General features: G+C 31.9%; 20 protein-coding genes. 5 read left to right on the forward strand and 15 right to left on the reverse strand.

Annotated features, from left to right (window positions below; all coding sequences use genetic code 11):
• Positions 1-154 precede the first annotated feature (154 nt).
• From B3578_RS03455 to B3578_RS03470, 4 genes are read right to left on the reverse strand one after another with little or no spacing between them, the layout of a single operon-like run.
• Positions 155-3,331, reverse strand: coding sequence for an efflux RND transporter permease subunit (locus B3578_RS03455; protein ID WP_219034226.1), 3,177 nt, complete (start codon positions 3,329-3,331; stop codon positions 155-157).
• 13 nt (positions 3,332-3,344) lie between these two features.
• Positions 3,345-4,415 (reverse strand): efflux RND transporter periplasmic adaptor subunit, encoded by a 1,071-nt coding sequence (locus B3578_RS03460; RefSeq protein ID WP_291047064.1) that lies wholly within the window; start codon positions 4,413-4,415, stop codon positions 3,345-3,347.
• Positions 4,416-4,428: 13 nt separating this feature from the next.
• On the reverse strand, positions 4,429-5,742 hold the full coding sequence (locus tag B3578_RS03465; RefSeq protein WP_291047066.1) for a TolC family protein: 1,314 nt from the start codon (positions 5,740-5,742) through the stop codon (positions 4,429-4,431).
• A 7-nt stretch (positions 5,743-5,749) separates the two neighbouring features.
• Positions 5,750-6,340, reverse strand: coding sequence for a TetR/AcrR family transcriptional regulator (locus tag B3578_RS03470; protein WP_286486332.1), 591 nt, complete (start codon positions 6,338-6,340; stop codon positions 5,750-5,752).
• Between the two features lie 143 nt (positions 6,341-6,483).
• On the opposite strand from B3578_RS03470, the gene B3578_RS03475 reads away from it, so the two are divergent.
• The 4 genes from B3578_RS03475 (at position 6,484) to dinB (ending at position 11,739) form a co-directional block, all read left to right on the forward strand.
• Positions 6,484-7,461, forward strand: coding sequence for a YpdA family putative bacillithiol disulfide reductase (locus B3578_RS03475; protein ID WP_280037076.1), 978 nt, complete (start codon positions 6,484-6,486; stop codon positions 7,459-7,461).
• Between the two features lie 45 nt (positions 7,462-7,506).
• A complete protein-coding gene (locus B3578_RS03480) occupies positions 7,507-8,211 on the forward strand; it encodes a class I SAM-dependent methyltransferase (protein WP_291047070.1) in 705 nt (234 codons plus the stop codon).
• 162 nt (positions 8,212-8,373) lie between these two features.
• Positions 8,374-10,641: a cation:proton antiporter gene (locus tag B3578_RS03485; RefSeq protein WP_291047071.1), complete on the forward strand. Its 2,268-nt coding sequence runs from the start codon at positions 8,374-8,376 to the stop codon at positions 10,639-10,641.
• 18 nt (positions 10,642-10,659) lie between these two features.
• Positions 10,660-11,739, forward strand: a complete 1,080-nt coding sequence (gene dinB, locus B3578_RS03490) for a DNA polymerase IV (RefSeq protein ID WP_286496366.1) — start codon at positions 10,660-10,662, stop codon at positions 11,737-11,739.
• A 425-nt stretch (positions 11,740-12,164) separates the two neighbouring features.
• Here the strand turns inward: dinB and B3578_RS03495 are convergent, their stop codons facing one another.
• The 6 genes from B3578_RS03495 to B3578_RS03520 form a co-directional block, all read right to left on the reverse strand.
• A complete protein-coding gene (locus B3578_RS03495) occupies positions 12,165-12,977 on the reverse strand; it encodes a purine-nucleoside phosphorylase (protein WP_115001055.1) in 813 nt (270 codons plus the stop codon).
• Positions 12,961-14,001 carry a tetraacyldisaccharide 4'-kinase gene (gene lpxK, locus B3578_RS03500; protein ID WP_221856528.1) on the reverse strand — a complete coding sequence of 347 codons (1,041 nt, stop codon included), beginning with the start codon at positions 13,999-14,001 and terminating at the stop codon, positions 12,961-12,963. The genes B3578_RS03495 and lpxK overlap by 17 nt, the downstream gene beginning before the upstream one ends.
• 121 nt (positions 14,002-14,122) lie before the next feature.
• Positions 14,123-14,740 carry a DUF4230 domain-containing protein gene (locus tag B3578_RS03505; protein ID WP_052217853.1) on the reverse strand — a complete coding sequence of 206 codons (618 nt, stop codon included), beginning with the start codon at positions 14,738-14,740 and terminating at the stop codon, positions 14,123-14,125.
• Positions 14,733-15,284, reverse strand: coding sequence for a TlpA family protein disulfide reductase (locus tag B3578_RS03510; protein WP_219034218.1), 552 nt, complete (start codon positions 15,282-15,284; stop codon positions 14,733-14,735). Before B3578_RS03510 ends, B3578_RS03505 begins: the two co-directional genes overlap by 8 nt.
• Before the next feature lie 35 nt (positions 15,285-15,319).
• Positions 15,320-16,495, reverse strand: coding sequence for a M14 family zinc carboxypeptidase (locus tag B3578_RS03515; RefSeq protein WP_291047072.1), 1,176 nt, complete (start codon positions 16,493-16,495; stop codon positions 15,320-15,322).
• A 206-nt stretch (positions 16,496-16,701) separates the two neighbouring features.
• Positions 16,702-17,823 (reverse strand): GNAT family N-acetyltransferase, encoded by a 1,122-nt coding sequence (locus B3578_RS03520; protein ID WP_286495561.1) that lies wholly within the window; start codon positions 17,821-17,823, stop codon positions 16,702-16,704.
• Positions 17,824-18,028: 205 nt separating this feature from the next.
• On the opposite strand from B3578_RS03520, the gene B3578_RS03525 reads away from it, so the two are divergent.
• Entirely contained in the window at positions 18,029-18,718 is a 690-nt protein-coding gene (locus B3578_RS03525; protein WP_286495562.1) for a zinc metallopeptidase, read from the forward strand.
• 58 nt (positions 18,719-18,776) lie between these two features.
• Here the strand turns inward: B3578_RS03525 and B3578_RS03530 are convergent, their stop codons facing one another.
• The 5 genes from B3578_RS03530 to B3578_RS03550 all read right to left on the reverse strand — a co-directional run bounded on the left by B3578_RS03530 (position 18,777) and on the right by B3578_RS03550 (position 25,799).
• Positions 18,777-20,552, reverse strand: coding sequence for an AMP-dependent synthetase/ligase (locus B3578_RS03530; RefSeq protein WP_115001063.1), 1,776 nt, complete (start codon positions 20,550-20,552; stop codon positions 18,777-18,779).
• Between the two features lie 121 nt (positions 20,553-20,673).
• Positions 20,674-20,910, reverse strand: coding sequence for a hypothetical protein (locus B3578_RS03535; protein WP_038336082.1), 237 nt, complete (start codon positions 20,908-20,910; stop codon positions 20,674-20,676).
• 1 nt (position 20,911) lies between these two features.
• Positions 20,912-22,363 (reverse strand): MATE family efflux transporter, encoded by a 1,452-nt coding sequence (locus B3578_RS03540; protein ID WP_286495564.1) that lies wholly within the window; start codon positions 22,361-22,363, stop codon positions 20,912-20,914.
• A gap of 140 nt (positions 22,364-22,503) precedes the next feature.
• Positions 22,504-24,261 (reverse strand): aspartate--tRNA ligase, encoded by a 1,758-nt coding sequence (aspS, locus tag B3578_RS03545; RefSeq protein ID WP_286495565.1) that lies wholly within the window; start codon positions 24,259-24,261, stop codon positions 22,504-22,506.
• 119 nt (positions 24,262-24,380) lie between these two features.
• Positions 24,381-25,799, reverse strand: a complete 1,419-nt coding sequence (locus B3578_RS03550) for a hypothetical protein (protein WP_291047073.1) — start codon at positions 25,797-25,799, stop codon at positions 24,381-24,383.
• Positions 25,800-25,875 lie beyond the last annotated feature (76 nt).

Below are 25,875 nucleotides of genomic sequence, written 5' to 3' on the forward strand. Positions count from 1 at the left end.
TGTTGTGCAACAAGCACATCGCATTAACAAAATAACGAGTTTCAACTAAATAAAAATCCTTGTCAAGGTTTAGAACTTTGACAAGGATTTTTTTATGTATCAATTAAAATAATAAAAACTGAACGGGTTTGATTAAATATCTAAAAACGAAAGATTACTCTTCCCATTCTTCTTTTATTTGTCGCGCTTCATAATCTGCAACCATTTCTGCTTCATAATCTACTTTTTCTCCTTTTGAGAATCGACGAATTGCACTATCGAATAATGAATAAACCACAGGAACAATAATTAAGGTTAGGAATAATGAGGAAACTAATCCACCGATAATAACCCATGCCAAACCGTTGTTCATCTCTGCTCCTGCTCCTTCTGCCAAAGCAATCGGAATCATACCAAAAACCATGGCGATAGTTGTCATCAAAATTGGACGAAGACGTGCATGATTGGCTTGTACCAAAGCATTGTGTGTTGTTTCTCCTGCTTCTTTTCTATGGTTTGTAAAATCGACTAATAAAATGGCATTTTTGCACACCAAACCAATCAACATAATCATTCCGAGAATCGTGAAGATATTCAACGAATTATTAGTTAAAGCTAAAACCACAAAGACTCCAATTAATGATAATGGAATAGAAAACAAAACCACGAAAGGATAAATAAACGAATCATACAAAGCAACCATCACCAAATAAACTAAAATAATTGCTGCTAATAATGCGTAACCTAATGTACCAAAACCTTCGGATTGATTTTCTTCATCTCCACCCCAAACATACGATACACCGGTTGGTTTTTTACTATCAATTTTTTGTAAACTATTTTTGAAATCAGTCACAATATCACCCGTTGTACGACCAACAGATTGCGCTTGCACAGTTACAGAAGGTGTTTTATCACGACGCTCTAAGAAACTTGGTCCAGAACTTTGTGTAACCGTTGCAAATTGATCCAAACGAATTTGTTGTCCTTTATCATTCATAAATATCAAACTACGAACATCATCGATATTCGAACGATTAAAATCATTGTACTGAATATTAATATCATATTCGTATTCACCCGCTCTAAATTTACCATCTGTATTTCCAGAGAAAGCAGTTTGCATCGTCAAACCAACTGTTTGTAAATTCAATCCTAAAGCAGCCATTTTATCACGGTCAACTTGCACATTAATTTCAGGATTTCCGGCTTCTGTCGTTAATTTCACTTCCGAAGAACCCTTAATTTGCTCTAATTCGTGTTTTGCTAATTCAGCAAATTTCATGGCGCTTTCTAAATTTGGACCTGTCACAACCAACGCTATTGGCGCTTGTTCCGCTCCAATTAAACCAACTGGAACAGTTTTAACCTTAGCACCAACTAATTCTTTTTCTAAATCGCGTTTTACTTTTGCCGCATAAATAAATGAATTGTCTTCACGCTCTGATTTATCATTTAAAATAACGTCTATTTCTGCTTTATAAGCTGTTGCTTGTGCTGCTCCAAATCCTTCAGAACTTTGACCAACAGTTGTAATCATATCAACAACTTCTTTTTTACCACGTAAAAATTTTTCTGCTTTTTGCGTCATAAAATTTGATTCCTCTATTGTTGCATCTTTTGGTAACTCTATTTGAACTAAGAATTCACCTTTATCTGTTTTAGGGAAGAATTCACCACCAATATATTTTCCTCCCATTAAAACTCCAATAACTGCAAATAAAACGATAAATACCCCAATAAAAACTCCAATTCTACGAACGGTAGATTTTAAACACCATTCTAACATATCAGAAATGAAGTGGGTAAATTTCATTAATTGTTTTTCGAACCAAAGAATAAATTTCTCAAAAATATTTTTCCCTGTGATATGTTCTAATTTCCCGAAACGAGAAGACAACCAAGGAACAATTGTAAATGACGACAATAAGGATAGTAAGGTTGCGATAACGACTGTCACACAAAACTGTGCAATAATATTCGCCACCAAACCTGTACTCATTGCAATTGGTAAGAATACCACGACAATTACCAACGTAATAGCTGTTACTGTAAATCCAATTTCTTTTGCCCCATCGTATGATGCTCTAATTTTCGATTTTCCCATCTCCATGTGACGGTAAATATTCTCTAAAACAACGATAGCATCATCCACTAAAATCCCTACAACAAGCGATAAACCAAGTAACGACATCAAGTTTAAGGTATACCCCATTAAGTACATTCCGATAAAAGTCGCAATTAACGATGCTGGAATAGAAACCATTACAATAAAAGCATTACGAATACTATGTAAAAATAAAAGCATTACAATTGCAACTAAAACAACTGCTAAAACTAAATCGAAAATAACGTGATCTGCCGCAGCCAATGTAAAATCAGACGTATCATTTACAATCTGAATTTTAAGTCCTTCTTTCTTATAATCTGTTTCAACTTTTTTGATGGTTTCTTTCATCAATTCAGAAACTGCAACCGCATTTGCATCTGATTGTTTTACAACCTGAACAATAATCGCTGAACTCTGATTAACACGTGCAATTTTTTCTACTTCTTTTTGAGAATCTTGCACAAAAGCAACTTCCGATAAACGAACTTGAATTCCATTATTCGAAGAAATTACCAAATTATTTAATTCATCAACTGATTTATATTTTCCAGAAAGACGAATAATTGTAGAGTTTTCACGTGTTTTTACACTTCCTGTTGGGAAATCTAAATTCGAAGTTAAGATTGCTTGCTGAACTTGAGGCACAGATAATCCATAACCTTTCAATTTCACAGGATCTAAACTTACCTGAATTTCACGTTCTTGTCCTCCAATCAAATTTACTTGCGCAACACCTGTCACACGCGATAAAACTGGTTCTATTTTTTTATCTAACAAATCATACAAATCTTTTTCTGTCAACTTATCAGACGTTACACCAGCTGTAATAATTGGTAAATCACTTAACGAGAATTTCGTCAAAGAAGGCGGATCTACATCATCAGGTAAATCTTTCTCAATGGCATTAATCTTACGTTGCGCATCATTCAACGCTAAATCTGCATTTGCATCAGAATTCAACGTCACCATTACAACTGATAAACTTTCATAAGATTTCGATTCTACTTTCTTTACATTTTCTAAGGCTGCAACCGCATCCTCTATCTTTTTGGTTACAGAATTTTCAACTTCGTTTGGAGAAGCTCCAGGATAAACCGTTGAAATCGTAACAACATTCGTTTCAAATTTTGGGATTAATTCGTATCCCATTTGCGTATAACTAAACAATCCTCCTAATGTTAAAATCGTGAATAACACGATAATCATTGTGGGACGTTTAATTGATATTTCTGCTATTTTCATGGAAAAACTACTCTTATTTTACAACTTTCACTTTCGTTCCATCTTTCAGATTAATCTGACCACTTGTCACGATTTCAGCTCCATCTTTAATTCCACTAATAATTTCAACTTCAGTTCCAACCGTTTTCCCAATCACAACTTTCGTTAATTTCGCTGTATTATTTTCAACCACGAAAACTTGTCCAGAACTAATTCCGTTAACAAAAGCATTCGCTGGAACAACCAATACATTTTTCCCTGCATTTACATCATCTTTTGTCGAGAAAACTGCCGTTCCGTACATACCAGCTTTTAAACCAGAATTATTCGAAACTTGAATTTCTACTGGAAAGTTTAATGAAGCATCTGCTTTAGGCGCAATAAAAGAAATTTTTCCTGCAAATTCTTGATCAGGAAAAACACTCGCCAATACTTTGATTGTTTGTCCCACTTTCAAATTCACAACTTCAGCTTCTGTTACTGTAACTTGTAATTTTAGTTTTGACACATTAACAATATCAAACATTTGCGAACCCGGTGCTACTACAGATCCTGGCTCTATGTAACGCTTGTTAATCACACCAGAAATAGTTGCTTTTACATTGGTATCACGAACACGTAAATTTTGTGCAGAAACCGCTGCTCTTGCATTTTTTAATTGCAAACGCGAATTATCCAATTGTTGCTTTGTTACACCTCCCGTTTTATAAGCATTTTCGTAACGTTGATTATCTATAATTGCATTTTGAAGATTATTTTGCGCTTGCGTAACATCAACCTCAATTGCATCTTTTTTGATTGTCGCCAATGTTTGACCTACAGAAACATAACTCCCTTCATCAACCAAAACACGTACAATTCGACCAGAAATTTCCGAAGGAAAACTCATTTCCTGAAATGGCGCAAATGTTCCATTTGACGTATAATCTGTATTTAAACTTTGAAAATTAGCTTTAATCGTTTTTACCACAACCTCATCGTTAGCCGCATTTACGATTGCTACCTCTTCTTCTTGTTTCGCTTTATTATTTTTGATAATGTAAATTGCACCACCAATCAAACCGGCTGCAATTAATATATAAAGTAAAGTTTTTACTGATTTCATAAAATCGGTTCTATTATTGAATTAATGTTTTTAAGTCTCCTTTTGCTTTGATTAATGCGATTTCGGCAATTTTATATTCTAATAAAGCATTTGAGTAATTATTTCGAGCATCTGTCAACGCATTTTCAGCATCTAAAATTTCTGTCAAATTTGCTAAGCCTTGTTGGTAATTATTTTGAGTATTTGCTAAAACTTTCTCTGCCAAACTCACGTTTTCTTCTTGAATATCGACACTTTTCAATGCATTTTCGATTTGTGCTTTTGCATTTTGATATTCTAAACTCAAACTAAGTTTTGTGTCATTCATTTGTTCTTCAATATCCAACAAATCAATTTCTGCTTGATTAATTTTTGCTTTTGTAGCTCCACCAGAAAAAATCGGAACTTTAACACTCAAACCAATCGAAGCCAAATCTGACCAAATGTAACTTTTCGACGTAATAAATTTTTCGCCAAAACCTTGCAATCCATAATTTCCAGCTAAACCAACAGTTGGATATAAATTCGCACGCTCCGCTTCTTTCGCAAAACCTAACAATTCTTTTTGTTTCGATAAAACTTTAAATTCAGTTCTATTTTCAACATCTATTTGATCTTCCAACAAAACTAAATTTGGCGTAATTGTTTCTTCTGTTAAGCTAATTGGTTGCTCAATTGGATAACCCATATAGAATTTCAACGCATTTTTGTTGATTTCAACTGCATTTACCAACTGTTGACGCGAAGAAGAAATATTATTTAATTGCACAATAATTCGGTCCAAATCAATTGGCTTTGCCAAACCATTATCCACTAAACTTTTGATTACATTTTGAACTTTATTTGTGTTTTCGTAACTTTTTTCAATCGTTTTTAATTTTTCTTCTTGAATAAAAACTTGATAATACGCATTTGCTACACGCTCAATAATTTGTTCGTCTGTTAAATCTGCATTCACCTGATAGAATTCGCGTGTTGTTTTCGCCGCTTTCAAACCTGTAAAAACACGTTGATCGAACAATGTTTGATTTACCGTAACACCTAAACTCGAATTCCATGGTTGTCCCATTTTAATCACAGTTGTTTGTCCTCCCATTGTCAGCGCCATTTCTTGTACAATTGGATTATATTGCAAACCTGCGTTGGCATTTACTTGAGGCAAAGCTCCTGCTTTGGCTTCATCAATTTTGTATTCGGCTTTTTTGATTGCCAAATCTGCGCGTTTTGCATCTGCTTTGTTTTCTAACGCAAAATTTACCGCATCTTTAAGTGCTATAATTTCTTGCGCATTTGCAGAACTCATCAACGCTACAATCGCTATAGAAAGTAATTGTTTTAACCTTTTCATTTATATATTAATTATTAAAAAGTGTATTGAGAATAATTTCTTTTCGATCAGAAAGAATACGTTTGAAATCTTCGTCGCTCAATTTCAAATCCAATTGAAGAAGTGGACGAATTGTAAACGGATAATTGACCAACGAAATCATGTTTAACAAAAACTGAAGTGGCTCCATCTTTTTTATCGTTCCTTTTTCCATTTCTTCCTCTAATCTTTCGTAAAAAACATTTACAACGACATCCAAATCATCTTTCATTAATTTAGAACACATTGTATTATTTTTATTCATTTCGGTAACGATGTAGGTTTCCAAATATGGATATTTGATTGACGTAGCAATAGAATCCTCTATAAATTCGCCAATCATTTCTTTGATATCACGATTTCTATCAAAAATAGCACGCGATTTTTCATTACTTACACGCGTAGCTTCTTCGTAAATAATACTAATTAAATTGTTTCGCGATCTGAAATAATAATTAATCAACGTTCTATTCACTTTCGCTTCATCAGCTATTTCTTGCGTAGTTGCATGAAATCTACCTTCCGCAAAAAACATTCTTTTCGCTGTTTCTTTGATTAATTCTTCTGTATCGTCTTTCATATCTGTGCGGCTTTTTTATTTTGACAAAATTGTCAAACAAAATTATTAATATATTTCGTTAATCCAAATAGTTAAACATTATTTTTATAAAAATTGGTAAAAATCATAAAGATTACCGAACTGATTATCCGTAAATTTGTTTAATGAAAGAACAATATGATTTGATAATTGTAGGTGCTGGGCCAATTGGTTTGGCTTGTGCAATAGAAGCGAAAAGAAACAATCTTTCTTATTTAATTATTGAAAAAGGTGCTTTGACAAATAGTTTGTACAACTATCCTTTGTATATGACATTTTTTTCGACTGCCGAACGATTAGAAATTGGAGAAATTCCGTTCAATTGTATTGCGCCAAAACCTGGTCGACAAGAGGCGTTAGAATATTATCGAAACATTCATAAATATTTCAAATTCAATCTAAATCTATACGAAGAAGTTGAAACGATTAATAAAGTTGAAACAAATCATTTCGAAGTTAAAACATCAAAAAATAACTATTCAACTAACAATATAGTCCTTGCAACTGGTTTTTATGACATTCCAAACTTAATGAATATTGAAGGTGAAAATTTGCCAAAAGTTCATCATTATTACAAGGAAGCTCACCCTTATTCTTTTCAGAACGTAGTGGTTGTTGGAGCGAATAATTCTTCTGTTGATGCAGCTTTAGAATGTTATCGAAAAGGTGCAAATGTAACAATGGTGATTCGCGGAGAAGGTTTTACGCATCGACTAAAATATTGGGTTCGTCCAGATATCGAAAATCGAATTGCAGAAGGAAGTATCAAAGCTTATTTCAACTCGAATATTACTTCTATTGACGAAAATCAAGTTCATATCAAAACACCAGAAGGTGATATTTCAATTGAAAATGATACCGTTTTAGCTTTAACTGGTTATCATCCAAATTTCAATTTTTTGGAGAACTGTGGAATAACTTTCAGTGATGATGAATTGAAAACACCAACTTACAATCCCGAAACAATGGAAACAAATGTGGATGGTTTATATTTGGCAGGCGTTGTTTGTGGTGGTATGTTGACAAATATTTGGTTTATTGAAAATTCGCGCGTACATGCACAGCAAATTGTTGAGGCAATTTTAGCAAAAAATAATAAATAAAAGTTTCTGTATTAATCAGAAAATAAAAATAAAAATAAAAATAACATGAAAGACCTTTTCGGACAGGCAATTTTAGATTATCAAACCAATCATTCGCCCGAAGATCTCTATACCGAAACATCAATTTCAGAGTTAGATGTGATGCCAATTGATTATCTTTTTCGAGAGTATGATGACATGCCTCCTCTAGAGCAAAAAGCACTTGATTTGTCAAAAGGAAAAATATTGGATGTTGGTTGTGGAGCAGGTTCTCATTCACTTTATTTGCAAGAAAAAAGTTCAGATGTTTTAGCGATTGATATTTCTCCAAAAGCGATTGAAGCTTGTTTGTTGAGAGGAATTAAAAATGCAAAAGTTCAGAATTTCCTTGAAATCAATGAAGCTGAGAAATTTGATACGATTCTATTTTTGATGAACGGAACTGGAATTTTTCAGAATTTAGTTTTAATTAATGTTTTCTTGGATAAAATCAAAAATTTATTAACCGAGAATGGTCAAGTTTTGATTGATGGAACCGACATTATTTATATGTTTGATGAAGACGAAGATGGTGGAAAATGGATTCCGAGTAATGGAAATTACTATGGTGAATTAGATTTTACGGTTCATTATAAAGGCGAGCAAGAAGAACCTATTCAATGGTTGTATTTGGATTTTGACACGTTAAAAAATGCGTGCGAATATCATAAACTAAAATGTACAAAAATAAAAACCGAAGGAGATTCTTATTTAGCAAAAATTACTTTGTAAAATATCGTTTCGATAATAAAATACAAACTCATTAGTTCATTAGAATTAGTGAGTTTTTTTTTATTCTCAAACAAAATTGATAATGATATAAAGTTAATCAATAGTTGAACAATTAATTATCTTTTAAAAAATTCTTAAATTAGTGGAGATTAAACGCAATTTATGGAAGAACACTTGCCAAAACTCATTACCGATCTTGGATTAATTCTATGTGTAGGCGCTGTGACGACGCTTATTTTCAAACGCATCAACCAACCTCTTGTTTTAGGTTATATTATTGCTGGTTTTTTGGTTGGACCGCATTTCGAATATATTCCGTCCGTTGCAGAAGAACATAATGTGGAGATTTGGGCGAAGATTGGTGTTATATTTTTGCTTTTTAGTCTTGGTCTCGAATTTAGTTTCAAAAAATTACTCAATGTTGGTGGTTCTGCCTCCATCACTGCGATTGTCGAAATCATTTGTATTGTAACCGTTGGTTATTTTGTTGGTCGATTTATGAATTGGTCGACAATGGATAGTATTTTCCTCGGCGGTTTATTAGCAAGTTCCTCTACAACCATTATTATTAGAGCATTTGATGAATTAGGATTGAAACGAAAGAAATTCGCGAATGTCGTTTTCGGAATTTTAATTGTAGAAGATATTGTGGTCATTTTATTAATGGTTATGCTTTCTACTATGGCGGTTAGCCAGCATTTTAACGGAGCAGAAATGATTAATTCTTTCGTTAAATTAGGTTTCTTTTTAGCGGTTTGGTTTATTGGAGGAATTTTTATTATTCCAACTTTTTTACGTTCAATTAAGAACTATTTAGATGATGAAACTTTACTAATTATCTCAATTGGGTTATGTCTTGGAATGGTTTATATCGCGGATAGTGCTGGGTTTTCTATAGAATTAGGTGCATTTGTAATGGGGTCTATTCTAGCTGAAACTGTTTATGCAGAAAAAATCGAACATAATTTTCAATCTGTAAAAAATTTATTTGCTACAATCTTCTTTATTTCTATTGGAATGATGATTGATCCTGTTTCAATGTACGAACACAAATGGGCAATTTTAATTGTAACATTGCTGACGATTTTTGGAAAGTTAATTTTTACCACTTTAGGTGCTATAATTTCAGGACAACCGCTAAAACAGTCCGTACAAGTAGGAATGAGTATGGCACAAATTGGTGAATTTGCTTTCATCGTTGCTGGTTTGGGACTTTCTCTTGGCGTAACAAGCGACTTCTTATTTCCTGTTGCAGTCGGTGTTTCGGCAATTACAACATTTACTACACCTTATTTAATAAAATCATCTGACAAAGTTTATACTTTATTGGAAAAAGTTCTTCCACAAAAATTTATTCAAGGTGTTGAAAATTATTCATCTGATACACAACACATTCAAAACGAAAATAAATGGAATAAAATCATCAAACAAACAGTTTCTACAATTTTTATCAATGGAATAATCATTATCGCAATCACATTGATTATCAAAAGCTACGTTTTATTCTTATTAACCGATTGGTTTACCTATTTTGGCGCAAGTTTGGTTAGCCTTACATTGACATTTGTATTGTGTATTCCATTTATTTGGGCAATTATTGGAAATCGACCAAAAAGAGAAATTATTGGAGAGTTTTGGGATGAATCTAATTATAATCGTGCACCAATTATCGCGATTATTTCTATCCGTTTAACTTTAGTTGTAGTTGCTGTAATTTTTATTTATAATCAATTTTTTTCAAGCACAATTGCCTCAATTGTATTAGTTATTGGATTATTGATTACAATGTATTTTCTTTCAAAATATTTCAATCAATTTTACAATTATATTCAAACAAAATTCATTTATAACTTAAATGAACGTGAAATTTTGACTAAAAAAATTGAAGAGAAAAAGAAACAAGATAAATTTCAATATACTTGGGATAACACGCATATTTCGGATATGATTGTTCCGCAAAATGCCAATTTTATTGGTGTTTTTTTGGGTGAATTGGATTGGCGAACAAAATTTCAGATCAATATTGCCTATATCAAACGTGGCGATCGAATTATTCAGACTCCAAATTCTGAATCAGTTTTATATCCTTTCGATAAAATTGGAATTATTGGAACGGATGAACATATTCAACGATTTGAGAAGTATTTGCAAATTATTGGTGAAACTCCTCCAGAAAATAATGATCTTAAAAATACAGATAATTTTACGTTGGATAAAGTAGTTATTCCGAATGATTTTTGTGTTTTGGAGCATAAATCGATTGGCTGGGTAAAAGATACGGCAAAAGGAATTGTGGTTTCGATAGAGCGCGATGGAAAAATGATTCACAATCCTGATCGAAATGTACCAATTGAATTGGGCGATTATTTGACAATTGTTGCCGATAAGAAAAACTTAAAAAACTTTATTCAAGAGTATCATTTAAAATAAAGCGAGTAATTTTGCAAGATGCAGCGTAAGATTATTCACATCGATATGGACGCTTTTTATGCTTCTGTTGAACAACGAGATTTCCCCGAATTAAGAGGGAAATGCATTGCTGTTGGCGGAAATGAAGAACGTGGTGTGATTGCTACCGCTAGTTACGAAGCTAGAAAATATGGCGTCGGCTCTGCAATGTCTTCTGTTGTTGCAAAACGCAAATGTCCACATTTGATATTTGTAAAACCTCGATTTCAAGTTTATAAAGAAGTTTCGAATCAAATTCGTGAAATATTTCTTGAATATACTGATTTGGTTGAACCTTTATCTTTGGATGAAGCTTTTTTGGATGTAACAATTAACCATAAAGACATCGAAATCGCCACAGATATTGCAAACGAAATCAAACAAAAAATAAAGGAACGAACAGATTTGACTGCTTCTGCAGGTGTTTCTTTCAATAAATTTTTAGCTAAAATTGCTTCGGATTATAACAAACCTGATGGACTTTATGTGATTACGCCTAAAATGTCTGAAAATTTTATTGATCAATTACCAATCAAAAAATTTCATGGAATTGGAAAAGTAACTGCCGAACGTATGCAAATGATGGGCATTCATACAGGTTTGGACTTGAAAAACCTAGAATTAGAAAAACTGTTACGGGAATTCGGGAAATCAGGTAAATACTATTACAATATTGTTAGAGGATTAGATTTTAGAGAGGTCAACCCTACTCGATTGCGAAAATCATCTGGTTCAGAAACAACTTTTAGCAAAGATTTAGAAACATTAGAAGAAATGCAAATTGCTTTATTTCCACTAATAGAAGATGTTTGGAACTTTTCTTTAAAAACATCAATTTATGGAAGAACAATTACTGTAAAAATAAAACACAATGATTTTTCGGTTACTACAAAAAGTAAATCAGCATCATTTCCAGTTAAAAATAGAGAACTTTTTGATCTTATTTGTTATGATTTATTAAGTGAAGGTTACTCCTTAGAAAAACCAGTTCGACTATTAGGTGTTGCTATCTCTAATTTATCCAATAATCAAAAAAAATTCGGAACTCAACTAGAAATTCCATTTAGAGAAACTATATAAAATCTTCAATATAATTTATCTTTAATAAGATATGACAAAATCAACTTTTACCATTGTTTATCAAACAAAAGTATGTTCTAATAAATTAATAAAATATGGTAAAACGAGGAACGGCAAACAACGTTATAAACGAGCTAATTATAAATTGTAATATTTTTTAAGTAAAAAAAACTAATATTTTAGATTTTTAAAAACATTATTATAACTTAAATCATATCCTAATTTTTGTATATTAGCATTAGAGTTATCGGAAATAGATTGAAATACTAAGCAATAAGAACCGTTACAAAATAATTACTACTCTTTTTCAACAATATTTATAAAATTTTGATTTTCAATAAATAGTAGCTTTTATAAATACTTTAAAATAAAAAAAAAACCAACTTTTCAGTTGGCTTATTAATTTATCTAAGTAATATCAAAAATTAACAATTCTCGATTACGCTTTTTACCACGCGAATTACATTTGGCATTGCTGTATTCGCTGCATTTAATACATCTTCGTGCGAAACATCGAATGAAATTTCTGGTCCACCTAAATCTGTAATAATAGATAAACAAAAAACGCGCATATCCATGTGACGAGCAACAATAACTTCAGGAACTGTACTCATACCAACACAATCTCCTCCAATAAAACGAACCAATCCGTATTCAGATGGCGTTTCGAAAGTTGGTCCTTGTAATCCTACATAAACTCCTTGATGAACCAGGATATCATTTGCTTTTGCAAATTCTGCAGCTTCATTCAACATTTCTCTGTCATATGCTTTAGACATATCCACAAAACGAGGTCCTAATTCGTCAATATTTTTTCCGCGTAAAGGATGTTCTGGCATCATATTAATATGATCTTTTACCAATAAAATATCTCCAACTTGGAAATTTGGATTAACACCTCCAGAAGCATTCGATAAAACAACTTTCTTAATTCCTAATCCGTTAAATACACGCATTGGGAACGTTACTTCTTCCATCGAATATCCTTCATAATAATGGAAACGACCAGCCATCATCAAAACTTTTTTACCTAAAATAGTTCCGTATACTAAATGACCTTTGTGCCCTTCTACTGTTACTTGAGGAAAGTTTGGTATATCTTTGTAGCTAATAACAACTTTATTTTCTACTTCATCTTCTAATTTTCCTAATCCAGACCCTAACACAATTACAAATTCTGGTTGATCTGGCAATAAATTATTGATGTACTTTACAGCCTCATTAATTCTGTCCAACATACTCTAAAATAGTTTGATTAAATTTTTCTTTATCGTTAATATCGATACTAATCGGAATGTAGTATAAATCGTCCTTTATCATGGATTCTTCCATCAAACGCATATAATCTTTCTCTGTTGTCATGATAATTTTATCAAAACGCTTTCTACCTTCCGTATCTTCGTATCGTTTGTAAATATACTCAATTTCTGATTGACTAAAATTATGATGATCTGGATATTCTAAATGCAAGACATTTGCAAAGTTTTCTTCCGCAAATTTTACCAAACCATCTGTTTTAGCAATTCCTGTAACTAAAATAACATTCAGATTTTTCCAAGTCGATTTCTCAACATTATCCAATTTCCCAATCAATTTGTTATCATAAACAATTTTCGAAAAAAATAATTGCTGATGAGATTTTAAGTTAATCTTTTTCGAAATTTCTTTGTGTTTTTCTTCCGAAATTCTGTCTGGACATTTCGTTACAATAATAATATCTGCACGACGAACTCCACTTCTACTCTCTCTCAAATCACCTGCTGGCAATAAAAAATCTTTGTAATATGGATTATTGTAATCGGTCAACAAAATATTGAAACCAGCTTTTATTCCTCGATGTTGATATGCATCATCCAACAAAATTGCTTCTGCATTATAATGGTCAATTAATTTTTGTGCACCAAAAGCTCTGTCTTCGCAAACAGCAATCAATATTCTATTCTTGAAACGTTGAAAAAACTGCATTGGTTCGTCTCCTATATCATACACTTTTGAAGAATAATTTGCAATCAAAAAACCCTTTGTTTTTCGTCCATATCCTCTACTCAATGTTGCAATTAATTTTTCGTCTTTCAACAAATCAATTAAATACATGATATGAGGTGACTTTCCCGTTCCGCCAACAGAAAGGTTTCCAACATTAATAATTGGAATATTGAATGATGAGGAACGCATCATTCCTATATTGTAAAACAGATTTCGAACCGAAGTTCCTATCCAATATAAACCAGAAAATGGAAGTAAAAATCTACGCCAATTCATTTTTATTTTTAATATTAAGCGAAAATACTATTTTCAATTTTAATTCTAAAGAAAGAAACACTTCATTTCTTTATTCAGCGAAAAAAAACCTATTCTATCGGAACAGGTTTTTAATTATTTATTAATCGTATAATTTATTCAATTCGTTGGCATAACTCGTTTTATCTTCTATCTTCCAACCATAGGTTTTTGCAAGGAAATACAAATCGCCAAGATTTTGAATTAATTGTTGATGTGCTTCTTGTTTTAGTTTGGTTTGATCCACAGTTTTTTCCACATGCTCCACGGCACGTTTTTTAATTCCGTTCAAATCATCTTTACTAAATTTATTGAAAACACTTTGATCCATGTCATAAAAACTAACATCTGGATATACTTGGATTTCAACTGGAGGAATAGATTTGATGATGATTTTTTTATTCACCGAATCCAATTCAATATCCATTTTTTTTAAATCATACGTTGCTTGTGCTTTGGCTTTCACCAAAAGTGTCACCTTTTTATCCGCAGAAAAAATATCAGTTAAACCTGGCAACGATTTTTTTGACGTGTGATTGTATAAATCTGAATAGGTTTGTTCTGCAACAATCATTTTATTCATTCGTTCGATTTGATACGCAATCACATGAGATTGTTCGGTATAGCTTTCAGATTTGAATTTATCCATGATGAAATACGTTATCATCACACCAAAAATAAAGGCTACAACAACAAGAATTATTTTCTTTAAATTATTCATTTGCATAATTTGGAGTCAATGGCGTACCATTCACAATCTGTGCCAAATCTTCTTCTAGATAGCCCGAAACTGGAGATTCTACAATTCTACCAACTTCTTCTTTTTTATTATTATATACGATAATTGTCGGAACGTGAGTCACATTTTTATTGATTTCTTCTCCGTTGAAACTTTTCTTTTGACGATTTACACCAATCACTTTCAAACGATTTTGAGGAAATTTAATATCATCTAAAATTTTGTACAAACGTGGTAATTCACGACGAGAATCTGGACACCAAGTTCCTACAAAAACTTCCAAACGGTAGTTACGTAAATCTTTTAAACCTTTCAATTTACTTTTCTCAACTTCGTAAGTGTCATATTCGTGGTGATACCATTCTTTAAAATCTTCTTCTTCCAAAGCTTTTCTATTGAATTCTCCCGTCAACATTTTCTTCCCATTTTCAGCTGTAATCGTACGATTCAACACTTTATTTTGAGCAAACGATTGCGTAGAAAATCCCAACATTGCAACAAGTGCAATTGCTAATATTTTTTTCATTGTATTTTTAGTTTATAGGTTAAATGTATAAATAATTATGAAATGATTTGCCCATTTTCAACTTTAATTGAGCCAATTTCGAAAGTCGCCAATTGATTCAATAAAGGATAATTTTTGGATGCTCCTTTATAAACTTGTTTTTCAGCATCAATTTCGAGATGACCAATAAATTTTCGCAAATCACCAATTTCAATAATTTTTGCGATTTGCTCTACCGAATTATTTTCTTCGTTGTATTCATCTTCAAAATAAATTCCCAAATCAACAACAGAAGATTTTTCACCATTCAGAATTTGAACATTATGAATCACAACATCCAAATATTTTTGTCCATTTTGAGGAATCGCTAAATATTCATCAAACGGAAAGTTATCTTGCTTAGCTAAAGCATTCAATCCTGCTAAAATAGCCAATGCATTGTATTTTCTTGTTGTATTACGTTGATAATCATTCGGAAAATGTCCCGCTTCAAATAATACGCACGGATAATCCATTTTTGTAAAATTATCCCCAGTAGACATCGGATAGAACTCTGATGTATAACGACCTACATGACCAGGAATTACTTTTTGCAATTCAATATTCATTGCCTGAATAATTCCCATCGTTTTTTCGCGAACTTCGTTTACATCTTCTTCAACATTGTAAGAAGGCGCCAAAAAAGAAAGCGTTGCAGGTTTTGCTGTTTGTCCAACATTGAAAATCGTACGCTGATCATGCAAATTGAATAACGTTTGATAATTTCCTTTCTCCACTTGATTCAACAAAACATGAATTTCTGTTGATTCTTTTGCTAAAAAGTCACGATTAATATCAATTCCAACCGCATTTCTACGTGTATTGACATTTGCACCATCAGGATTTAACATCGGAATAAAATCAATTGTCAATTGAGATAAAATGGTTTGAGCTAATTCAGATTTTTGTTCAAAAAAATTAATCACATCAAACATTGCACGCGTTCCAGAAGATTCGTTTCCGTGCATTTGAGACCAAATCAATAAACGTTTTTCTCCATTCCCGAAACTTAATTTATAAATCTCATTTCCTAAAAAAGATGTTCCAATTTGCTCTTTTTGACTTGATTTTAATGAAAAATAGTGATTTAAAGCTTCAAAATTTAACCATTTCGAATCAAAACCTTCTTGTCTGAAAGTTGAATATTCTTTCTCTAATTGATGAATATCAAACATATTTATTATGTTATACATTTATAATTTCTATGTTATAAATTTTGATTATCAAAATAAATAAAACCATCAATTCGAGTGAAATTCGTTTAGAATTTTGTATCGAGAATAAGGTTTTTGAAGATAAAATATATCTTAATTCTCGATACAATTTTTAAAAATAATCTTTCTAAAAATCACTCGAATTGACGAATTTTAATCCAAAATATACAACATTATTATTTATATTAAATTGATTTCTTGAAAGTTTTGCGACGTTTGTGATTTACAGGATTATATGCTTTCCATAAAACTTGAATACTTTCGTTGTCCGCTAATTCAGGGTTTGTTTCCAAAAATTTGATCCCGTTGTTTCTAAACGTATCAAACATTGCATTAAAAATCAATGCTGTAACTCCCTTTCCTTGAAATTTCGGATCAATTCCAATCAAATAAAATTGAGCAGAATCATTATTTTTACTTGCTTTCATTAAATGCCACCAACCAAAAGGAAAAATTTTACCTTTCGCTTTTTGCATCGCTTTCGAGTAAGAAGGCATCGTAATTGCAAACGAAACCATTTTTCCGTCTTCATCAACAATACAGTTCACAAAATCTGGATTGATAAACGGAATATATTTCTTTTTGTAATATTCTATTTGGTAATCCGCAATTGGCACATAAGTATCCAATTCGCTGTAAGTTTTATCTAACAAATCGAACATTTCGTCGACATACGGAATAATTTCAGAAGTTTTTGTAAACTTCAATTCTCGTAATTTGTAACGTTCTCGAATAATTTTATTAAATTTGATAACCTTTTCTGGCAATTCTGTTGGTGCAGCCAATTCATATTCCACCCACTCATTAGCCGTTTCAAAACCTAATGATTCTAAGTGTTGCGCATAGTACGGAAAATTATATAAACCAACCATTGTAGCCAATTTATCATATCCGAAAGTTAGCAAACCTGCCTTTTCCAAATTCGAAAAACCAACTGGTCCCTCTATATATTCTAATTGATTTTCTTTACCTATTTCCGTGACTTTTGCCAAAAGTACTTTCGTGACTTCGATATCATCAATCATATCAAACCAGCCGAAACGCATTTTACGTTTTTGTTGATTATTGACTTCTTGCCAATTGATAATTGCCGCAACACGTCCCACAATCTTACCTTCTTTTTCAGCAAGAAAATAACGCGCTTCAGCATCTTTAAAAACGGGATTTTTAGAAACATCTAATGTTTCCTTCTCCTCATTAATAAAGGGTGGAACGTAATATTGATTATCCTTATACAAATTCATCGGAAACTTAATAAATGCTTCCAAATCGTGTTTTGATTGTACTTCTATTATGCGAATACTCATAGCTTACAAAGGTAATGAGTTTTGTAATTTCAATTCAAAAATTTTTGAGCAAAATGTCAGTTTTTGTTCATTTTTATATGATTTAATACAGAACTCTGCCAAAAAAACTAACTTTTCTGCTATTTTTGTCTCTATTCACTTATTGGAATACTTTTTGAATTTTGAATAAATATTAAAATTGATTAAAAAATAAAATAGAAAATAGATGACAGGTTATTACATTATTATTGGGTTATTTATGCTGATTAGTTGGTTTGTTAGTAACCGACTGCAAAGTAAATTTAAGTATTATTCGAAGGTACATTTAGCAAACGGAATGTCAGGAAAAGAGATTGCAGAAAAAATGCTTTCTGATAATAATATTCGCGATGTTCGTGTTATCTCTACTCCTGGACAATTGACGGACCATTACAATCCTGCTGATAAAACGGTAAACTTATCGGAAGTTGTTTACCACGAACGAAATGCAGCGGCAGCAGCAGTTGCAGCGCACGAGTGTGGTCACGCAGTACAACATGCGGTTGGTTATAATATGTTGCATTTACGCTCGAAAATGGTTCCAATGGTAAACGTTGCATCTCGCTTAAATCAATGGATTTTGATGTTAGGATTAATCGTGATGGCTTCATCTAAAAATGCAACTTTATTGTGGATTGGTATTTTCCTATTTGCGGTAACAACAGTTTTCGCATTTGTTACTTTACCTGTAGAATACGACGCTTCCAACCGTGCGTTAGCTTGGTTAAAAGGAAACAATATGGTAATGCCAAACGAATATGAAGGCGCAAAAGATTCATTAAAATGGGCTGCAAGAACTTATGTAGTAGCGGCGATTGGTTCATTAGCGCAATTACTTTATTTTGTAATGATGGCAATGGGCGGACGACGAGATTAAAACTTAATTATTATAAAATTAAAAAAATCCCTTCAAAAATTTTTGAAGGGATTTTTTATTATTTCTTATCGTATAATTTATTGTATAAATCTTGATATTTAGCCAAGACATTTTTACGTTTCAATTTTAATGTTGGCGTTAATAATCCATCATCAATTGTCCATTCATCAGGAGTTAATTCAAACTTTTTGATTTGTTCCCAATGTCCTAAACCTTTATTCATTTTTTCAATTTCACGACCTATAATATCTAAAATTGCAGGCTCTTTAATTAAATCTGCCTTCGTTGCAGGTTCAGCAATTCCTTTGATACGTAAATAATCTTTCAACACTTGAAAATTAGGTTGAATAATCGCACAAGGCATCTTCTCTCCTTCTCCAACAACCATTACTTGCTCGATAAAACGAGATTGTTTAAACTTATTTTCAATAATTTGAGGTGCAATATATTTTCCTCCAGAAGTTTTGAACATCTCTTTTTTACGATCAGTAATTTTAAGTAAACCTCTTTCAAGAACTCCAATATCACCCGTTTTGAAATAACCATCTGGTGTGAATGCTTCAGCAGTTTTTTCAGGATCTTTATAATAACCTTGTGTAACGTTAGGACCTTTGACTAAAATCTCTCCATCTTCTGCAATTTTAACCTCGATTCCTTTTAATGGAGCACCAACAGTTCCGATTCCGAAACCATCTTTCTTCATACAATTCACCGAAATTACAGGAGAAGTTTCTGTCAAACCATAACCTTCTAAAATTGGAATTCCAGCACCCCAGAAAATATGATTCAAACGTGCTGCTAAAGGTGCAGATCCCGACACCATACATACTAAATTTCCTCCAACTCCTTCTTTCCATTTACTGAAAACCAAACTTTTCGCGATAGAATGTTTCAACCCAAATAATCCACCTTTTGGATTATAAGGATCGTAATCTTCAACAAGGCTTAAAGCCCACATAAAAATTTTCGTTTTAAGACCTCCTGCAGAAGCACCTGTATTGTAAATTTTATCGTAAACCTTTTCAACTAATCGAGGCACAACCGTCATTACATGTGGTTTGACCTCTTTCATATTATCTCCTAATTTATCGATGCTTTCTGCATACCAAATTCCAATACTCAAATGTTGATACAAATAAATCAACATACGTTCGAAAACATGATTAATCGGAAGAAAACTTAACGCAATCGCATGATTTGGAAAATCTGGAATACGATCAACAGACATTAAAACATCAGAAACGATATTTTCGTGCGTTAATACAACACCTTTCGGACGACCTGTTGTTCCAGAAGTATAAATCAAAGTTGCCATATCAGAAGGTTTTATCATCTCTTTGATACTATCTACTTCATGTTGTGTTGAATTATCTTCACCCAAATCTAAAATTTCTTTATAATTAGGAACTCCAGCAATTTCATCAAAACTATAAATCCCAACCAATGTTGACACTTTATCTTTTACAGCCGCAACCGTATCGTATAAACCTTTATCAGAAACAATGATAAATTTACATTCAGCATTATTTAAGATATAATCAAAATCATCTTCCGAAAGTGTTGGATATAATGGAACGGAAATCGCGCCAACTTGCTGAATACCGATATCACAGATGTTCCATTCGGTACGATTAGTTGAAGTGACTATTGCAATTTTATCTTGTGGCTTGATTCCTAATTGTAATAATCCTCGACTAAATGCATTTGCTTTGCCAACGTATTCTTGCGTAGATGTTTTCACCCAAGTTCCGTTCACTTTAGACACCAATGCATCTTCTCGAGGATTATTTTCTAATTGATTTTGCGGAAAATCAAATAATCTTTTTATTTCCATGGTTTTGAATAATTTTCTTAGTTGCAAAATACTAATAAAAAAATTATAATGCAAGCATATAAAATTATTTTAGTGTAAATCTTACACCAATAAAAACACAGAAATTTTATTTATTTAAGACTTATTCTTCATCATCTAACAAAGACATTTCTTGATCATAAAAATCTAAAGCGTCTTCAATTAAATTAGCAATTTCAGTATTAAATTCTTCGTTATCTTCTTCTTCAGAAATATCTTCAAACCATTCAATATCGTCAGTTTCTACATCTAATAAAAATCGAGGATAATCTGTATGTAAAATAAAGATTTTGTCTGGCATTGTAGAGTTATCAGCCAATAAAAATTTTGGTAATTCCATTTTATATGTTTTTTAATTTATCTTCTAAAATTATTTCTGCATTAGGATTTTCCCTAATCATTTTCTTCGTTTGACGATTGTAACGAATCATCAAAAACACTGCCGAAGCTGTTAATCCAGTTCCTAAACCAATCCACATCCCAAATGCTCGCATTTCAAATACAATAGCTAAGACTACACCAATCGGAATTGCGATTAACCAATATGAAATAAACGTTAGAATAGAAGGGATTTTAACATCAGTCATTCCTCTCAAAGCACCTAGTAATACCAATTGTACGCCATCTGACATTTGGAAAAGCGAAGCAATGATTAATAAGGATGCAGCTAAATTGATAACATCTGGATTGTCTAAATAAATTGTTGGTAACTGATAACGGAAAATAATAAACAAAATTCCACACAAAATCATAAATGATAAAACCATTAAAATACAAGACCAACCTGCCTCTCTTAAGGTTTTATAATCTTTTAAACCTAATTGATTTCCAATACGAACCGTTGCTGCAACCCCAATTCCTGTACACATCATAAAAGTTGTGGAAGCTAAATTTATCGCAATTTGATGAGCTGCTAAATTTACTTTTGCTAATTCTTGATCTGCAATAGAGTTTGTAAATGTATAACCGCAAACAAAGGCTGCCAGAGAGAACGCACTCATTTCAAAGAAAGAAGTTAAGGCGGTTGGAATTCCAATTCCAGCAATTTTTCTGAAAATAGTTTTCTGAAAATTACTTGCCTTAAATTGAACTTCTTGCAAAACTGATTTCGTTTTCTTAAAATTAAACAATACAATAATTAAGAAAATCATCATCACCAAACGCGCAACGAATGTTCCCCAGGCTGCACCAGCGACTTCTAAACGTGGGAATCCCCAATTCCCGTAAATCCAACCATAGTTTAACGTAATATTAATCACGTTACTCAAAACAGTTGCAATTGTAACAGGAATCGTTAATGATAAACCTTCCGATAATTGACGAAAAGTTTGGAAAATCATCAATGGAATCATCGAAAATGTCATAATCGTTAGATATGGAATACATTTTTCCACTACATCAGCGGGTTGTCCCATGTAGAACATTAGCGGTTTCAGAAATGTAATCAATAAGAATAAACCGATTGATAGAGTAATATTCAAGACCAAACTATGCGAAAAATAATTTGCAGCCATTTTTTTATCGCCTTTCGAATCTTCTGCCGCAATCAATGGTGACAACGCAAAACTAAATCCGAAAGCAAATACTAAAACCGCAAAAAATAATGAATTTCCTAAAGAAGCTGCTGCTAAAGCTGTTTTCCCCAAAACCTCATCTTCTATATTATCATATTTTCCACCTAAACCACCAACCATAATGTTATCAATAATGTTGACAGAAATTTGCCCCATTTGAGTAATCATTACAGGAAATGCTAATTTGATATTACGCCTTAAATGCTCTTTTAATTCCAATTTATTCTCTATTTACAATTGCAAAGATACAGCAAAGGTTTTGCTTCTACATTTAAAAATTGTCATGTAATTTAAAATTAATCAATAAAAAAAGACTACTTAAATAAGTAGTCTTTAATATTTATAGAAAATTTTTCTTTTTATTTTGCAACAAATGTTGACGCAATATTCAGTTCATCCATTTGTGTTTGATCAATTGGAGAAGGTGCATCAATCATGACATCGCGACCCGAATTATTTTTAGGGAATGCGATGTAATCACGAATTGTTTCTGAACCATCTAAAATCGATACAAAACGATCAAAACCGAATGCTAAACCTCCATGAGGTGGCGCACCATATTTGAAAGCGTTCATTAAGAAACCAAATTGCGCTTCTGCTTGATCTGGCGTAAATCCTAATAATTCGAACATTCTTGCTTGAACTTCTTTATCGAAAATACGAATAGAACCTCCACCGATTTCATTCCCATTTAAAACTAAATCATATGCATTTGCACGAACTTCACCTGGATTAGTCGCAATTAATTCCATATCCTCTGGTTTTGGAGAAGTAAATGGATGGTGCATCGCGTGATATCTTTCAGATTCTTCGTCCCATTCTAATAAAGGAAAATCTACAACCCATAATGGAGCAAAAACTTCTGGATTACGTAATCCTAAACGCTCTGCGATTTCCATACGTAAAGCCGATAATTGCGCACGAACTTTGTTTGTATTACCAGACATCACCAACATTAAATCTCCTGGTTTTGCGTTCATACGCTCTGCCCAAGCTGCTAAATCTTCTTGCGAATAAAATTTATCTACAGAAGATTTAAATGTTCCATCTTCATTATAACGCGCCCAAACAAGACCAGTTGCCCCAATTTGTGGACGTTGAACCCATTCGATTAATTTATCAATATCTTTACGTGTGTAAGCATTACAACCTTCCGCAGCAATACCAACAATTAATTCTTGTTCATCAAAGATTTTGAAATCTTTTCCTTTAGCTAAGTCTGTGATTTCACCGAATTCCATTCCAAAACGAATATCTGGTTTATCATTTCCATAACGACGCATTGCTTCTGCAAATGTCATACGTGGGAATTGTTCAAATTCTAATCCTTTGAAAGTATGTAATAAATGTTTTGCTAAACCTTCGAAAACATTCATGATATCTTCTTGTTCAACAAACGACATTTCACAGTCAATTTGTGTAAACTCTGGTTGACGGTCTGCACGTAAATCTTCGTCACGGAAACATTTTACAATTTGGAAATAGCGGTCTAAACCTCCTACCATTAATAATTGTTTGAATGTTTGTGGCGATTGTGGTAACGCATAAAATTCACCTGGATTCATACGAGATGGAACCACGAAATCACGCGCACCTTCTGGCGTAGATTTAATTAAAACTGGAGTTTCAACCTCTACAAATTCTTGTGCATCTAAATATTTACGAACTTCCTGCGCAACTTTAGAACGGAAGATTAATTTTTCTTTTACTGGATTACGACGAATATCTAAATAACGATATTTCATACGGATATCTTCTCCACCATCTGTATTATCTTCGATTGTAAATGGAGGCAATGCAGATTCATTCAAAATTGTAATGTTTTCTGCTAAGATTTCAATATCCCCTGTTGGAATGTTTGGATTTTTTGAAGCTCTTTCGATTACAGTTCCTGTAACTTGAATTACGAACTCGCGTCCTAAATGACGAGCAGTTTCAAATAATTCTTTCGAAGAACGTTCTTCATCTAAGATGATTTGTGTGATTCCATAGCGATCACGTAAATCGATCCACATCATAAAACCTTTGTCACGTAACGTTGATACCCAACCGCTTAACGTGACTTTTTCATTAATGTTGGCTTGTGTTAATTCACCACAAGTATGAGTTCTAAACATTTGTCGTCAAATTTATAGGACAAAGGTAAAGTTTTGCGTCGAAATAAAGAAGTTATCTAACTTATTTGAGAAAATAAATTTAATAAAAAAAGCGATTCAAAATTGAATCGCTTTTCATACTATTTACAAGTCGTTTTATATTTTTCAAAAAAGGTTTTGATTCCATCTACAGATTTTAAGTCAAAATCCGTCACATTTAAACTACATTTTATGTATTCGTTGAAATTTTTTTCCAATTTATCATCATTATTATTTCCTAAATAAAGCGCTTTTTCTTGATTAGGTATTTTTATATAAAGTTTATTATTAGACGGTTCTTCTAAAATAAGAAATCCGTTATCTTCATTTAAAATTTTATAGAAATATGAAAAATCAGTGCTTAAACTCATTACATTTCCAATTGAATTAAAAACATTACCAATCGTTTTCAAACCTATATAACAATCTCCTGAATCTGTACAGAATTTTGCTCCTGTGTTTGATTTATATCGTGTAGATTTTTCTTTCCCTTTCTCATTTACAGCTTTTACATAAACTGATTTACCGTAATTTTCAGGTAAAGATTCTATATTGCTTTTTTCAACTTTACTTGTTGCATTTTCAAAATTAATCGAAAGTTTACCAGAAACCTTATTTCCTTTTTCGTCAATAAGAAAACCTGGGACATCATATAAATTGGAAGAATTTGCTTTAGCTTCTGCAATTTTATTCTGATAATCAACCCTTTCCTCTGTTGAATTTTTTATTTGAAGTTGAGTATTTAAAGCAAAACCATTTTTTAAAGCAAATCCTACAATTTGGGTAAAAAATTTATTATTCTTTATATCTCTTGAACTTTTATCTTTTAATGGGTTTTCTAATTCTTTTAATTTTAATGAATAAACTTTATTTAAGTCACTAATTTCTAAAGAATTTCCTCCAAATTCACCTACTTTATAATTATTATTTTCAACTAAAGTATAATTATCTACAGAAAATCCAGAAGGAGAATACAATATTTGTCCAATTTTAATGTTATTTTGATATATAATTCCTTTATTGTCAAAATAAATCCCATTAGATTTCACTAATTCTGTTAATTCATCTAATAATTTATTATAATCTAAAATTTCATTATTATATTCCTCTTGTATATCTCTTTTATCAAGTTGCAAAATTTGTTGTACAATAGATTGATCTATTCCATTTGAAGTAATAATCTTATATTGTCCATTTGAAAAGGTTTTCACAATATCTTTTTCTAAATTAAATAAAGAGAAACCTTTCATATCTGTTTCAAAATCATTAGACTGATTTGATGTTAAATCAATCAATCTAAACCAAATTTTATTACCACCATATGGATATGGTTCAGCTTTATATTCAATAGATAAAATTGGTTTATTTTGTATATCTGACAACGTATAAACACGTTTTTTTCCTTCAACTAATGCAACTTCTTTTTTATCAAATAGAACTTTTCCTTTTTTTATATCAATATCTTGCGCAGAAACATAAAAAGAACCTAAAACAAACAGGCTCAATAGAATTTTTTTCATAGGGTTAAATTTCTGCAAATATAACTGATAGAAACAAAAAGATCCGGTTATAAATGATTATAATCGGATCTTTTAT

The organism is Empedobacter sp. UBA1574, assembly GCF_002322895.1.
Lineage (GTDB): Bacteria > Bacteroidota > Bacteroidia > Flavobacteriales > Weeksellaceae > Empedobacter > Empedobacter falsenii_B.